Raw genomic sequence first — 14418 nt, 5'->3', positions numbered from 1 at the left:
CCCTCCCGGATCTCCTCCTCGGACCGGGACGCACGCTCGTTGATGAACATGATGTCCGAAATCCCCAGGCCCTTGGAAGCGCACCGGCCCAGCAACTCAGCAGCCGTCCGGAACGGCAACGGCAACTCCGCCTTCGTCTCCTCCAACTCCGCCCGAGCCGCGTCCTCCTCGCCCTCCCGGACAATGAACCCGCCACCCACCGAAAAGAACGTCGCCTCCCTGAGAACATTCCCCTCCGCGTCAGAAACGGCAAACTTCATCCCGTTCGTATGCCGCGGCAACACCGTCAACGGATGCAGCACCATATCCTCCACCGCATACGGCAACTGAACCCCAGCACCAGCTTCACCGGAGGCACCGGCAAGATTCAGGACACCCGTCTCCGCGATCGCCGCGAGCCGCTCCTCCACCTCATCAGGCAAGATCAACTCCGGATGGTAACCCTCCAAGCCCAACAGAGTCGCAGTCATCGTCCCGTGACCACGGCCAGTCGCAGCCAACGACCCATACAAATCAACACGCAACCCCGCGACCGAACCCAGCACACCGGACTCACGCAACTCAGCAGCAAACACCGCAGCAGCCCGCATCGGCCCCACAGTATGAGAACTCGACGGGCCAATACCCACAGAGAACAGATCGAAAACACCAACAGCCATGGTCGGGATTCCTAACAAAGCTTGAAAACGGTCCGCCAGATGGTCCTGGCGGATGGCCTCCCCCGCTCGTGGCGGAAAGCGACCGAACAACGACGCCGGGCGGCCCCTTTTGGCGGCAACCCGGCGTCGCAAATTATTTAGTTCCTACAATCCCACGCTACGCCCATCGCGTTCCATTTCGGGGCTCAGCTGCCAAACATGCCGCGCGCACGGCATTCTCTGCAGCAAGCCAACGAATCGGCCGGGACGAAGCATCCTTAGCCCAGGTCTCCGCCGTTCTTGGAGGCGTACTCCTCGGCCGAAAGCAGCGGGCCCTCAGACTCAGCGGCGACCTTGAACAGCCAACCAGCGCCATAGGGATCGTTGTTGATCAGTGCCGGATCGCCCACAACGGCGTCGTTGATCTCGGTGACCTCACCAGTGACCGGCGAGTAGAGATCAGAAACGCTCTTCGTGGACTCAACCTCACCACAGGTCTCGCCGGCTGTGACGGCGGAGCCAACCTCAGGGAGGTCAACGTACACAATGTCACCCAGCGCGTCGGTGGCAACCTCGGAAATCCCGACGGACACCAGGTTCCCCTCCCCGCGGGAAACCCACTCGTGCTCGTCGGAGTACTGAAGTTCAGGCGCTACTTTGGGCATTCTGTTTCCTAACTATGGTTGGTCAAAAGCTGTGGCTGGGTTGGGTGGTGGGGCACCGAATTCCTCCGCGTGCTGCTCCTTCGTCGCTTTGACGCACGCTTCCGGAATCCGCTGCCCCACCACGCGGCCCTCGCGGGGCCAGCCTCCGGCAGCATGCGTCTAAGGGAGCATCGCATCCGCTCAGCGGGTCCATCTCCGACGGGGGCCACGCCGTCCGGGTCCCCTGGCCGAGCTTGCGAGGCGAGGGAGACGGTGGGGAGCATGCAGAGGAGGCGGGACTCGCCGGGCAAAAGGCGACTAACTAGCGAACTCGTTTGTAGAACGGCAGTGCTACGACTTCGAACGGCTCACTCTTGCCGCGCAGGTCGATGTCCAGCGGCGTACCAATCTCGGAGAATTCGACGTCGACGTACGCCAACGCTACCGGGTAACCCAGCGTGGGGCTGGGCTGGCCGGAGGTGACCTCGCCTACCACTGCCCCATCTTTGAGGACCGGGTAGTGGGAGCGTCCAGCGCGGCGCCCCAGGCCCTTGAGCCCCACGAGCTTGCGTCCGCTGGTAGAGCCGGCCCAATCAGCTTTGAGGGCAGCGAGTGCCTCCTTGCCAACGAAGTCGCCTTCCTTGGACAGCGCGACCACGGGACCGAGCCCTGCCGCGAACGGGTTTCCTTCGCGGGACAGCTCGTTGCCATAGAGGGGCATTCCGGCTTCCAAGCGCAGGGAGTCACGGGAAGCCAGTCCTGCCGGAACCAACTCGCCCTCTTCAGCTACCCCGGCAATGGCCTGCCACAGTGCTGCAGCGGACTCGTTGGCGACGAAGATTTCGAAGCCGTCTTCACCGGTGTATCCGGTGCGTGCCAGAAGCAGTTCCTGGGTGCCGCCGTCGAACGTGAACGGAACTTCAACCGCCGCGTAGTACTTGAGGTCGGTGACCAGGCCGTGCTGCTCCGCAGGGACGAGGCGCAGAAGGATCGCTTCGGCAAGCGGCCCCTGAACTGCAATCAGCGAGGTCTCCGCGGAAGCGTCTTCAACAACCACGTCAAAACCGGCGGCACGTTCCAGCAAGGCGGCGGCGACAACCACAGCGTTACCTGCGTTGGGCACAACGAGGAACTTCTCCGCACCGCGACGGTAAACAATCAGGTCGTCGATGATGCCGCCGTCTTCCTGACAGATCAGCGAGTATTTTGCCTTGCCCTCGGCCATAGCGGAAATCTTGCCGACGAGCGCATAGTCCAGGAACGCTGCCGCGTCCGGCCCGGTAACCCAGACTTCGCCCATGTGGGAGAGGTCGAACAAGCCGGCGGACTTGCGGACGGCGTGGTGCTCAGCAAGCTCGGAGGAGTACTTGAGCGGCATCTGCCAGCCGCCAAAGTCGGTGAAGGACACGCCGAGTTTCTTGTGTTCTTCGTAGAGCGCGGTGTAGTTCTCAGTCATGACCCGTCCTTAGTTTTCGAAGTCTTCGATCGGTGGGCAGGAGCAGACCAGATTGCGGTCCCCTGCAGCTCCATCGATGCGTCCCACCGGCGGGAAGTACTTGTCCTGCTTGAGGTGGTGGACCGGGAAGGCAGCCTGCTCACGCGGGTACGCCCGGTCCCAGTCAGAACTTACGACGGCGGCAGCCGTGTGGGGTGCCTTACGCAGCGGCGAGTTCTCAACAGTGAAGTCACCGTGGGCAACCTGATCGATTTCCTTGCGGATGGTGATCATGGCCTCGATGAAGCGGTCGATCTCCACGAGGTCCTCGGACTCCGTCGGTTCCACCATAAGGGTTCCGGCAACGGGGAACGCCAGCGTGGGAGCGTGGAAGCCGAAGTCGATGAGTCGCTTGGCAACGTCCTCGGCCGTGACGCCGGTCTTGGCCGTCAGTTCACGGAGGTCCAGGATGCATTCGTGAGCCACGAGTCCGCCCTCGCCGGTGTAGAGCACGGGGAAGTGCTCGTTGAGCCGGGAAGCAATGTAGTTCGCAGCCAGCAGCGCTGACTTGGTGGCTTCGGTGAGCCCCTGGCCGCCCATGAGCTTCACGTAAGCCCAGGAAATCGGCAGCACACCGGCCGAACCGAAACGGGAGGCCGAAATCGGGACGTCCTTGCCTTCGGTCCAGGAAGCAGCGTCACCCGGCATGAACGGCGCCAGATGTGCCTTGGCCGCGACCGGACCAACACCGGGTCCGCCACCGCCGTGCGGGATGCAGAACGTCTTGTGGAGGTTCAGGTGGGAGACGTCGCCGCCGAACTTGCCCGGCTGCGCGAGCCCAACGAGCGCGTTGAGGTTTGCACCGTCAATGTAGACCTGCCCGCCGGCTTCGTGGATAGCGTCGCAGACTTCCCGGACATCGGCGTCGTAAACACCGTGCGTGGACGGGTAGGTGATCATGATGGCCGAGAGGGCGTCCCGGTTGGCCTCGATTTTGGCCGCCAGATCGGCGTGATCGATGGTGCCATCAGCGGCCGTAGCCACCACGACAACCTTCATGCCGGCCAACACAGCCGAGGCTGCGTTGGTTCCGTGCGCGGAAGCAGGAATCAGGCAGACGTTGCGCTGCTCGTCGCCGCGGGACAGGTGGTAACCGCGGATCGCCAGCAGGCCCGCGAGCTCACCCTGGGAGCCGGCGTTCGGCTGGATGGAGACTTGGTCGTAACCAGTGATTTCGGTCAGCTGGGACTCAAGATCCGTGATCAGTTCACGCCAGCCCTCGGTCTGGGAATCCGGAGCGAAGGGGTGGATGGAGGCGAACTCCGGCCAGGAGATGGCTTCCATCTCGGCCGTGGCGTTCAGCTTCATGGTGCACGAGCCCAACGGAATCATGGTGCGGTCCAAGGCCAAGTCACGGTCCGAGAGTTTGCGGATGTAGCGCAGGAGCTGGGTTTCGGAGCGGTGCGTGTTGAATACCGGGTGCTGCATGAAGTCGCTCGAACGCTCAACGGAGGCCTCCAGTGCGAAGCCCTCCACGGCTTCGGTGACCGAAGCGCCGAAGACATCCAGGACGCCGCGAACAATCTCCGATGTAGTGGTCTCGTCGACAGAAATGCCCACGAGATCAGCGTCAATGCCGCGCAGGTTGATGCCCTTGGCCTCGGCAGCAGCTACGATTTCGGCAGCCTTGCCAGGAACGCGGACCGTAATGGTGTCAAAGAAGGATGTGTGGAGGACCTCGACGCCGGCAGCCTTCAGTGACGCAGCAAGGGTGCGGGCGTGACCGTGGGCCGTTTCTGCGATTGCCTTCAGGCCTTCGGGGCCGTGGTAGACGGCGTACATAGATGCGACGATGGCCAGCAACGCCTGCGCGGTACAAATGTTGGACGTGGCCTTCTCGCGGCGGATGTGCTGCTCGCGGGTCTGCAGCGCCAAGCGGTAGGCGGGGGCACCGGCGTCGTCCTTGGAAACGCCCACCAGACGGCCCGGCATGGAACGCTCGAGACCCTTCTGGACGGCCATGTACGCGGCGTGCGGGCCACCGAAGAACAGCGGAACGCCGAGGCGCTGGGCAGAACCGACGGCGATGTCAGCACCTTGCTCACCCGGAGGGGTGAGGAGCGTCAGGGAGAGCAGGTCTGCTGCGACCGTGACCAGTGCGCCGCGTTCCTTGGCCTCAGCAATCACAGAGGAGTGATCGAACACCCGGCCGGAAACACCGGGCTGCTGCAGGACGACGCCGTTGATGACGCCCTCAGGGAGGCCCAGCGAAAGGTCAGCGACCTCAACCTCGAAGCCGAGCGCCTCAGCGCGGCCCTTCACGATGGCGATGGTCTGGGGGAGGCAGTCGGCGTCCAGGACGGTCTTCCCGTCGTGGGCTTCCTTGTTCTTGTTGGCCCGGCGCATCATGAGGACGGCCTCTGCCACTGCCGTTGCTTCGTCCAGCAAGGAGGCGTTGGCGATCGGCAGGCCCACGAGGTCCTGGACCATGGTCTGGAAGTTCAGCAGAGCTTCCAGGCGGCCCTGCGAAATCTCGGGCTGGTAAGGCGTGTACGCCGTGTACCAGGCCGGGGATTCGAGGATGTTCCTGCGGATAACCGGCGGCGTGACGGTGTCGTAATAGCCCTGGCCGATCATCTGGACGGCAGTCTTGTTCTTGGACGCAAGCTTGCGCAGCTCGGCCAGCACCTCAACTTCGCTGAGCGCGTTTTCAAGGGTAAGGGCAACGTCCTGGCGGATGTCTTTGGGAACGGCCGTATCAACCAGCGAATCAACGGTGTCGTAGCCGACCGTCTTGAGCATGGTGTCAATGTCGGCCTGGCGGCGGGCGCCAATATGCCGATCGACGAAGGTGGTGGAGGCTGAACTAACCGTCACGAAGGAACTCCATTACTTGGGCGGCGTTTGGGTACGCCACAGCGGCTCGGGTTCCTCCCCGCTCTGTATTGGACCTGAGAGTTTCCGCGTGTTGCTTATACAACGATCGCTTGCACCTTCGGTGAGCACAGCATTTCTTCCGCGCCAACGGGCGCGGCAAAAGGCCTGCTACTTTCCAGAGTTGCCTCGCCGTGGCGGTGCGTGGGCCTGAGAGATTCCTGGGGAGGGTTTGCTCCTACGGCGCCCGCATCACTTGCTTGCAGGACTCTCCCGCCGCAGATCAAAGGCATATTCACTTGTTTGCGTGCCCCTGTAAAGACGCACCACAAGGCTCAATTGTCCTACGTCGGAGGCGTCGCCGCAAATGGATGGCCTGTTACTTGCGGAGCCGGTCCAGGACTCCCAACAGGATCTCGACGTCGGCCTCCCGCCCGACGTTACCGCCCTCCTGTCCGCCTTCGAACATGGCATTGAAATACAGGCCGTCACCCATATAACTGACGGCCTTGGCAACCTCCGGTCCCACATCCTCGGCCAGAACGTCCTGCCACTGTTGTTGAATGCCGGCAAACCTGCGACGCGTCTCCTCATGGGCGACTTCTGCCAGACGTGTGGCCGCCACGAACGCCCGGTCCATGGGGGTCCCGGCCCACAGGGAGGTCCGAATGAAGTAGGCAGCGCTGCCATCGGGCGCAGTCTTCATTTTTTCGATGTCTTCCTGGGCCAGACGATCCAATCGCTCCAGCAGGGCGCCGATCAGCGATTCCTTATTGGGAAAGTGATAGAGCAGCCCACCCTTGGACACCCCTGCTCGCTTAGCAACGGCGTCGAGTGTGGCAGCACGCTCCCCCACCTCAATAAGTAGGGCTTCGAAGGCATCCAAGACTGAATCCCTGGCAACTGGTTTTCGTGGCATGCGTCCATCATTCCCTAAAGGCTTACGGTGATTCCATTTGAAACTGTACCGTCTGGACGGTACAGTAATGACATGTTCACGCCGTCCTCAACGCAAGCACCCCGTTCCGCTTACCCCGCCACGGGCAAGGCAGCACCGTGGCGCGACTGGACGGCACTGGCACTCCTGATGTTTCCGGTGCTGCTGGTTGCCGTCGACAACACCGCCCTCACGTTCGCCCTGCCCGAAATTGCCCGCTCCTTGGATGTGGGTGGCGTGCAGCTCCTGTGGATCATTGACGCGTACCCGCTCGTGTTGGCGGCGCTGCTGGTTTCCATGGGCAACCTTGGGGACAGGATCGGACGACGGCGGCTGCTCCTGATCGGCAGCACAGGCTTCGCTGCGGTTTCGGCTGCTACGGCGTTCGCTCCCTCCGCGGAATGGCTGATTGCCGGCCGCGCTGCACTTGGCGTGTTCGGCGCCATGTTGATGCCTTCAACCCTGTCCTTGATCCGGAACATCTTTGCTGATCCGAACCGCCGGCGGCTCGCGATCGCCGTCTGGGCCGCCGGTTTCTCCGGTGGTGCCGCCCTTGGTCCGATCTTTGGTGGTTGGCTGGTGGAACACTTCTGGTGGGGCGCCGTCTTCCTGGTGGCGACCTTCCTTCTCCTTCCCCTCCTCGCCTTCGGCAGGGTCCTCATTCCCGAATCCAAGGACGCAGACCCGGGCCGTGTAGACGTGCCCAGTATCGCGCTGTCCGTGATCGCGATGGCTCCCTTCGTGTACGGGATCAAAGAATTCGCTGTCCACGGATTCGGGGCGTCGGCAGCGGCCTTCATGGTCTTCGGCCTGGTGATGGGCATTCTGTTTGTCCGTCGCCAGCGGCAACTCGAGAACCCGATGCTGGATGTCCGCCTGTTCAGCAACAAGGTGTTCAGCACTGCGATCGTTGCCAACGTCCTGTCCTTGTTTTCCATGACGGGCTTCATCTACTTCTTCGCCCAGCACCTGCAGCTGGTAGAAGGCCAGTCCCCCATGGAAGCGGGCATCGCAATGATTCCGGCGCTCCTGGCAACGGTCGTCGCCGGCCTGGTGGTGGTCCCGCTGGTAAAGCGCGTCCGGCCAGGATTCGTGGTGGCCGGCGGACTTACCCTCAGCGCTGCGGGCTACTTGGTGGTAGCTGCGGGTGATCACAGCAGCGGACCTGTGTTCCTCTTGTCAGCTTTGACGATTCTGGCCGTCGGCGTGGGTGCAGCGGACGCCATCTCCAACGACCTCATCCTTGGCTCGGTGCCGGCCGACAAATCCGGAGCGGCGTCCGCAATTTCCGAGACTGGCTACGAGCTGGGTTCGCTCCTGGGAACGGCCGTGCTGGGCTCTATCCTCACCGCGTCCTACCAGCACAACCTTGTCGTCCCGGAGGGCTTGTCCGCGCAGGCGGCCGGGAAATCGGGAGAAACGCTGGCCGGTGCAGTGGATGCTGCCGCCACACTACCCGCTCCGCTGTCCGATGCCCTGACAACCGCCGCACGGGTAGCCTTCGAATCCGGCGTCCACATCACTGCGGCGATTGGGCTGGTACTGATGGCTTGCGCGGCAGTGCTCGCCGCCGTCGTGCTCCGCCGGGTTCCCAAGGCGCACTAAAAGGTGTGCCGTCTTCGGAAATCAGTGGCCGTCAGTAGGTGCAGCCTTGCCATCTACGGCGGCCACCAGCTGGTCAATCCGGTCCAGGGCATCGCTGAGCCGACCAACCATAGCCCACAATTCAGGGTGCTTTTCCTTGATTTCATCAAGGGTCGCCCCTGCGGACCTGAGCGATCCGAGATCAAAGCTCACGTTGGTTCGGGCTCCTGCGATGGCGGCCCTGAGGGCTCCAAACCCGACCACTACGTCGGCAATGAGCGCTGGATTCCCGTTGGTGGCCAGCCACCCCAGGTCCTCAATGGCTTCTATGGCATGGTCCCCGAGCACAGCGGACGCCTTGGCAGCATCGACGGATGCACGGTGGATTGCTTCCTCCCGCTCCGGGCCAGGATCAAGCCTGAAGGCCGCACCGAAAGCCTTTGATGCCGTTGCGTCGTCGTCAGCCAGCTTCAGGGCGGTTTCGCGGAGGGAGCGGGCCCGGGCGTGCAGATCGGCCAACTGCTGCCCGGGCGCCTCCGTATAGCCAGCAACCATGGAGGCCAAGGATGCGGCAATGGCCAGCATTACGCCGGTTCCTGCGCCTCCACCAGGTGATCCGCTGGACTCTGCCAGAGCCTTGGTCCAATCCTCAACTGTTGAGCCTTGGGTCGTGATCTCTTGTGAAGATTCCATGCAACCAAGTTTGCCTGAAGCGCACACGTGTGGGTCGGCGTCGTTGTCTGATCACGTGGATACACTGGCCAGACCCTGCGGCGTCGACCTGTTAAGGAAAATTCCTCATGAGCATTGACCTTGAAGCCCTCTACCGTGACCTCCACTCGAACCCGGAGCTTTCCTTCCAAGAGGTCAGAACAGCCGGGATCATCAGCGGACACCTTGAGGGCTTGGGGCTTCTGGTCCACCGCTCCGTGGGGAAAACAGGGGTTGTCGGAGTCCTGGACAATGGCCCCGGACCCGTGGTGATGCTTCGTGCCGACATGGACGCGTTGCCCGTCCAAGAGGCCACCGGGTTGGACTACGCAAGCACGGCAGTCGGCGTCGATCATGAAGGCCGTGAGGTGCCGATCATGCATGCGTGCGGGCACGACGTACATGTCAGCTGCCTCCTCGGAGCCGTGGAAGCGTTGGCCGCAAAGCGGCAGGACTGGCAGGGCACCCTGATCGCAGTCTTCCAGCCAGCCGAAGAATGGGGTGGCGGTGCCCAGGCCATGGTGGCGGGTGGGCTCTTTGACCTGGTCCCCAAGCCGGACGTGGTCCTGGGCCAGCACGTCGCGCCCTTTCCTGTTGGATGGTTCGGCATCCGTCCCGGCGTGGCCATGGCCTCAGCGGATTCCCTCAATGTGACGTTGCATGGGCGCGGCGGCCACGGCTCCAGGCCTGAAACCACCATTGATCCAGTGCTCATGGCCGCGGCAACCACCATGCGCCTGCAAGGAGTGGTGTCCCGGGAACTCGCCGCAAGCGATTCTGCGGTAGTTACGGTTGGGCAAATCCATTCCGGAACAAAGAACAACATCATTCCCGAGACCGCAACGCTTGGCCTCAGTATCCGATCCTTCAGCGAGCCCACACGGGAGAAAGTCCTGAACTCGATCGAGCGCATCGTTCGAAGTGAAGCTGCCGCCTCAGGCTCCCTCAAGGAACCCGACTTCCACTATGAGGAGCGCTTCCCCCTAACGGTCAATGATGAATCGGCCGCCGGAAGGATCGCTTCAGCGTTTCGCGATAGGTTTGGCGCCGCGAGGATCATAGACCCCGGCCCCGTCTCGGGCAGTGAAGACGTCGGGGAACTCGCGACGGCGGCCGGCGCGCCGCTCGTCTTTTGGTTCCTGGGCGGGATCGAGGCCACGCACTTCAAGGACTGGGCGACCACGGGCCGCCTCCCGGAGGACGTTCCGTCGAACCACTCGCCCTACTTTGCCCCGATCATCCAGCCAACACTGGCCCTTGGCACGGAAGCACTGGTCACGGGCGCCCTCGAATTCCTGGACGTCCCTAAGCAGGCAGCAGGAAACCCCGCATAACGGGCAATTCACCGCCGCGCGCGGTGAATTGCCTTAAAACGGGGTTCTGCCCAGACCGACGCCTAGACTCTTTCGCGAATGCGGTCGACCTTCGGTTCTGAAACCTCAAATTCCCTGCGGCGACGGGCCAGGAAAGTCCACAACGTTCCTTCTGTCTGCGGGCTCTTTTCGGCAGGGGCCTCAGGTGCCTGATCCTTGCTGGTCTCAGGCTTGTGCATCTCGGGCGTACGCACGGAGTCCTTCTTCGTGCGCCTCTCATAGCCCTCATAGTACGAGTAGCACATACCCAACCTCCTTAGTGGCTGTCCTTTAATCGTCCTCGCACCCGGACCGTAAGTCGACTGCTAATTAATGCAACTCACCGTGAAACAAGGCCTTCAACGCGGCTGGCCGCCGTCGCTACCGCCAGCCTGGTTTCAGCCATCATGAGATCCGCATTGATGACTGCACCGGACATGTTTCCCGCCGCCGCGGCAGCCACTACCTGGCCCATGGGATCGGTGACGTTGCCCGCTACCCAAACGCCCGGCACTGATGTGGTTCCCCCTGGGGCAGCCGCTTCAAAATGAAGTCCCACTCCCTGGGGATGTTCCACTGGCTCAATGCCCAAGGATTCGAGCACCCTCGAACGCGCCTCCATGCGTGGACCAGCCACCACCGCTTCAACGGGTATCACCGTCCCGGATTCCAGGACGACGCCGCTCAGAGCGTCGTCAGTGACTTCCAATGAGCGGACCTTGCCTTCCACCACGCTAATGGATCTGGCCGCCAGTTGTTCCCACTGCTCTTCAGTCGGTTCAACGACGTCGTTCAGGAACAGCGTGACGTTGGGGCTCCACTGCCGGAACAGCAGGGCCTGGTGCAAGGCCATCGGTACAGACCCCAGGACGCCGATCGCCTTGTTCCGCACTTCCCAACCATGGCAGTACGGGCAGTGCAGGACGTCCCTGCCCCAGCGTTCCCGGATGCCCTTCACGTCCGGCAGGATGTCCGTCAGGCCCGTGGCCACCAGTATTCGGCGCGCCCCTACCGTCCGACCGTCCGCCAGGTCCACCTCAAAGGCGGGCTCGGAAGCATTGGTGGGATCCGGCGTCGGACGCGCCGCCACAGCCAGCCCCGAAACGATGTGGCCGCCGTAGTGCAGAACTTCAGCCCGGCCAAGCGCCAAGAGTTCCCGGGGGCTGAGCCCGTCCCGGGAAAGGAAGCCGTGGACTCCTCCGGCAGGGGCGTTCCGTGGCTCCCCGCCGTCGATGACCAGAACGGACCGCAACGCCCTACCCAGCGTGACCGCGGCACTTAACCCAGCTGCGCCACCTCCCACAATGACGACGTCGTACTGTTGTTCCATTTTTGCCTCCTGTTCGCTTTGTTGCGGGGCCTGCTCTGCGCGTTATTCCCAGGTTTTGGGGCGAAAAGCGGGCCTCACAACGGCCTGATTCAATGCTCAGACGCACACATCGAAAGCAGCAACAAATTTTGCCAGTATGGCAAACTGAAGCAATGACTCCGGATTTCAGCAAAATGCTCGACGCCGTCGGCCCTCGCCTGCGGGCGCTCCGGACCCAACGCAACGTGACCCTGGCGGAGGCTTCGGCGGCCACAGGCATTTCGGTCAGCACGCTTTCCAGGTTGGAGTCGGGACAACGGAAGCCCACACTCGAACTACTCCTGCCCATTGCCCGGCTTCACCAGATCCCCCTCGAGGAACTCATCGACGCCCCGGAAACCGGCGATCCGCGGATTCACCTCAAGCCGCACGTGCACGAGTGGGGCACAGCCTTGCCGCTGACACGTCGAGCAGGCGGAATCCAGGCGTTCAAGATGGTCCTGCCGGGCGGCACGGGGAAGGAAGTTCCCGATCCCCAATCGCATGAGGGCTATGACTGGATGTATATCCTCAACGGCAAACTCCGGCTTGTCCTGGGCGAGAACGACTTCATCCTCAAGGCAGGTGAGGCTGCGGAGTTCGATACGCGGACGCCGCACTGGTTCGCCAGCGCCACTAAGGAACCCGTCGAGCTCCTTACGCTCTTTGGGCAGCAGGGCGAGCGCATGCACGTCAGGGCGCGGCCCAAGAGATAGGTACCTCCCAAGCACGGATAAATGAAGGTAATTCATTTTGGCCCCTTGCATCCGGCCGTGACTACCGCCATACTAAATGAACGCTATTCATTTAGTGACTGTCGTCTCACCGGAGTACATACCCCATGATTGAAATTACCCGCCTCGAAGCCCCAACTTCCCTGGCCCGCACCGAGCCGTCCACACGCACCCCTCTGCGGGTCGGCGTCGTTCAGCACCGCTGGCACGCTGATGAAGCAGTCCTGCATGCCGAACTGAACGAGGGAATCGAACGCGCAGCCAAGCTGGGAGCCAGTGTTGTTTTCCTGCCTGAACTGACTCTCTCCCGCTACCCAGCAGACACCCGCCCGGAGAACAACCCGGCCGCAGGTATCCGCCCTTCAGACATCGCCGAAGACCTGCTCACTGGCCCAACCTTCACGTTCGCCGCAGCGGCTGCCAGGACCTACGGCGTCTCGGTGCACGCATCGCTCTACCAGCGGGCTGAAAACCCGGACGGCACGGACGACGGCTTGGGACTCAACACCGCCATCCTCGTCTCCCCCGCTGGCGAGCTCGTGGCCCGCACCCACAAACTGCACATCCCCGTCACGGCCGGATACTACGAGGACAAGTTCTTCCGCAAAGGCCCGGCCGCCGAGGATGCCTATGCGGTCCATGCTCCTGCCGAACTCGGCGGCGCACGCCTTGGCATGCCCACCTGCTGGGATGAATGGTTCCCGGAGCTCGCCCGCATGTACTCCCTGGGTGGGGCCGAAATCCTGGTCTACCCCACTGCCATTGGCTCCGAACCGGACCACCCCGACTTCGATACCCAACCGCTCTGGCAGCAGGTCATCGTGGGTAACGGCATCGCCAACGGCCTCTTTATGATTGCCCCGAACCGCTACGGCAGCGAGGGCACACTGAACTTCTATGGTTCGTCCTTCATCTCCGATCCGTACGGCCGCATCCTGGTCCAGGCACCCCGCGACGAATCCGCCGTGCTGGTGGCTGATCTCGATCTGGACCAGCGCAAGGATTGGCTCACGCTCTTCCCGTTCCTGGCTACCCGCCGCCCGGAAACGTACGGCCGCCTCACCGAGCCCATGAACCCCAACGCCCCGCTCGGCTCCACAGCCGAAGCCACGCCTTACCAGGCTGTGTCCGCATGAGCGCCTGGCGGATGCCGTCCGAGACCGCTCCCCAGGACCGCGTCTGGATGGCCTTCCCCACGGGCGGCTACACCTTGGGTGACACTGAGGAAGAGGCCCACGCTGCGCGGTCCACGTGGGCTGCCGTGGCCAACGCCATCCTTGAGTTCGAGCCGGTCACCATGGTGGTACACCCCGACGACGTCGACACCGCCGCGCGTTACCTGGACCCTCGCGTCGAGGTACTGACCGCCGAACTCAACGATGCCTGGATGCGGGACATCGGGCCGTCTTTCGTGCTTGATGCCAACAAGCAGCTGGGTGCCGTGGACTGGATCTTCAACGGATGGGGCGGCCAGGATTGGGCTGCGTGGGACAAGGATTCCCTCATCGCGGCGGAGATCAGCGCCCGCGCCGATGCCCACCACATCCCATCGGGCATCGTCAATGAGGGTGGCGGCATCCAGGTTGATGGTGAAGGCACCGTCCTGGTCACCGAGACCGTACAGCTTGACCAAGGACGCAACCCGGGCCTGACCAAGGCCGATATCGAAGGGGAACTTGCCCGCACCATCGGCGCCACCCACGTTCTCTGGCTGCCCCGCGGCCTCACCCGTGACTCGGAGAAATTCGGCACCCGCGGCCACGTGGACATTGTGGCAGCGATCCCGAGCCCCGGCACGCTGCTGGTCCACTCCCAGCAGAACCCGGAACACCCGGACTACAACGTCTCCCGGGAAATCATCGACTTCCTGCGCACTACCCATGACGCAGCAGGCCGGGACTGGCACATCATCGAAGTTCCCGCCCCGGAAACCCTTACCGACGACGAAGGGTATGTGGACTACAGCTACATCAACCACCTCGTGGTCAACGGAGGGGTCATCGCGTGCAGTTTCAATGACCCCATGGACGAGAAAGCACTCCGCATCCTCGCCGACGCCTACCCCGGACGCCGCGTAGTCAGTGTTGACGCGCGCGAACTCTTTGCCCGGGGCGGCGGTATCCACTGCATTACGCAGCAGCAGCCTACGGCCATCTAGAAA

13 protein-coding genes and 1 riboswitch are annotated in these 14418 nt (G+C 62.9%); of the genes, 5 read left to right on the top strand and 8 right to left on the bottom strand.

Annotated features, from left to right (window positions below; translation table 11 throughout):
• The 5 genes from ACFX4T_RS22975 to ACFX4T_RS22955 form a co-directional block, all read right to left on the bottom strand.
• Nucleotides 1-659 (bottom strand): serine dehydratase beta chain (locus tag ACFX4T_RS22975; RefSeq protein WP_377654424.1); only part of this gene is annotated, 659 nt, incomplete at its 3' end.
• A gap of 257 nt (nucleotides 660-916) precedes the next feature.
• The gene (gene gcvH, locus ACFX4T_RS22970) at nucleotides 917-1303 is read right to left on the bottom strand and encodes a glycine cleavage system protein GcvH (RefSeq protein ID WP_216926990.1); all 387 of its coding nucleotides are present in this window, start codon (nucleotides 1301-1303) and stop codon (nucleotides 917-919) included.
• 301 nt (nucleotides 1304-1604) lie between these two features.
• The gene (gene gcvT, locus ACFX4T_RS22965; RefSeq protein ID WP_377654422.1) at nucleotides 1605-2738 is read right to left on the bottom strand and encodes a glycine cleavage system aminomethyltransferase GcvT; all 1134 of its coding nucleotides are present in this window, start codon (nucleotides 2736-2738) and stop codon (nucleotides 1605-1607) included.
• 9 nt (nucleotides 2739-2747) lie between these two features.
• Nucleotides 2748-5594 carry an aminomethyl-transferring glycine dehydrogenase gene (gene gcvP / locus ACFX4T_RS22960; RefSeq protein WP_377654420.1) on the bottom strand — a complete coding sequence of 949 codons (2847 nt, stop codon included), beginning with the start codon at nucleotides 5592-5594 and terminating at the stop codon, nucleotides 2748-2750.
• Between the two features lie 185 nt (nucleotides 5595-5779).
• Nucleotides 5780-5877: riboswitch (glycine riboswitch) on the bottom strand.
• 93 nt (nucleotides 5878-5970) lie between these two features.
• Nucleotides 5971-6510, bottom strand: coding sequence for a TetR/AcrR family transcriptional regulator (locus tag ACFX4T_RS22955; RefSeq protein ID WP_377654418.1), 540 nt, complete (start codon nucleotides 6508-6510; stop codon nucleotides 5971-5973).
• Between the two features lie 72 nt (nucleotides 6511-6582).
• Between ACFX4T_RS22955 and ACFX4T_RS22950 the strand changes: the two genes are divergently transcribed.
• Entirely contained in the window at nucleotides 6583-8133 is a 1551-nt protein-coding gene (locus ACFX4T_RS22950; RefSeq protein WP_377654416.1) for an MFS transporter, read from the top strand.
• Between the two features lie 21 nt (nucleotides 8134-8154).
• Here ACFX4T_RS22950 and ACFX4T_RS22945 read toward each other — a convergent pair whose 3' ends face one another.
• Nucleotides 8155-8805, bottom strand: a complete 651-nt coding sequence (locus tag ACFX4T_RS22945) for a cyclodeaminase/cyclohydrolase family protein (protein WP_377654414.1) — start codon at nucleotides 8803-8805, stop codon at nucleotides 8155-8157.
• A gap of 107 nt (nucleotides 8806-8912) precedes the next feature.
• Here ACFX4T_RS22945 and ACFX4T_RS22940 point away from each other — a divergent pair, with 107 nt between their 5' ends.
• Nucleotides 8913-10157, top strand: coding sequence for an amidohydrolase (locus ACFX4T_RS22940; protein WP_377654412.1), 1245 nt, complete (start codon nucleotides 8913-8915; stop codon nucleotides 10155-10157).
• Between the two features lie 62 nt (nucleotides 10158-10219).
• Here the strand turns inward: ACFX4T_RS22940 and ACFX4T_RS22935 are convergent, their stop codons facing one another.
• Together ACFX4T_RS22935 and ACFX4T_RS22930 are read right to left on the bottom strand one after the other, a co-directional pair.
• Entirely contained in the window at nucleotides 10220-10441 is a 222-nt protein-coding gene (locus tag ACFX4T_RS22935; protein ID WP_216926983.1) for a hypothetical protein, read from the bottom strand.
• A 74-nt stretch (nucleotides 10442-10515) separates the two neighbouring features.
• Nucleotides 10516-11505, bottom strand: a complete 990-nt coding sequence (locus ACFX4T_RS22930) for an NAD(P)/FAD-dependent oxidoreductase (protein ID WP_377654408.1) — start codon at nucleotides 11503-11505, stop codon at nucleotides 10516-10518.
• Between the two features lie 152 nt (nucleotides 11506-11657).
• Between ACFX4T_RS22930 and ACFX4T_RS22925 the strand changes: the two genes are divergently transcribed.
• The 3 genes from ACFX4T_RS22925 to ACFX4T_RS22915 all read left to right on the top strand — a co-directional run bounded on the left by ACFX4T_RS22925 (nucleotide 11658) and on the right by ACFX4T_RS22915 (nucleotide 14415).
• Entirely contained in the window at nucleotides 11658-12239 is a 582-nt protein-coding gene (locus ACFX4T_RS22925) for a helix-turn-helix domain-containing protein (RefSeq protein WP_377654406.1), read from the top strand.
• A gap of 125 nt (nucleotides 12240-12364) precedes the next feature.
• Nucleotides 12365-13393 (top strand): nitrilase-related carbon-nitrogen hydrolase, encoded by a 1029-nt coding sequence (locus tag ACFX4T_RS22920; protein WP_377654404.1) that lies wholly within the window; start codon nucleotides 12365-12367, stop codon nucleotides 13391-13393.
• The gene (locus ACFX4T_RS22915) at nucleotides 13390-14415 is read left to right on the top strand and encodes an agmatine/peptidylarginine deiminase (RefSeq protein ID WP_377654402.1); all 1026 of its coding nucleotides are present in this window, start codon (nucleotides 13390-13392) and stop codon (nucleotides 14413-14415) included. Before ACFX4T_RS22920 ends, ACFX4T_RS22915 begins: the two co-directional genes overlap by 4 nt.
• Nucleotides 14416-14418: the final 3 nt, after the last annotated feature.

It is taken from the genome of Paenarthrobacter sp. YIM B13468 (assembly GCF_042788025.1).
GTDB lineage: Bacteria > Actinomycetota > Actinomycetes > Actinomycetales > Micrococcaceae > Arthrobacter > Arthrobacter aromaticivorans.
The sequence above is the reverse complement of the archived record's forward strand: the minus strand, read 5'-3'. Positions and strand labels throughout refer to the sequence as shown.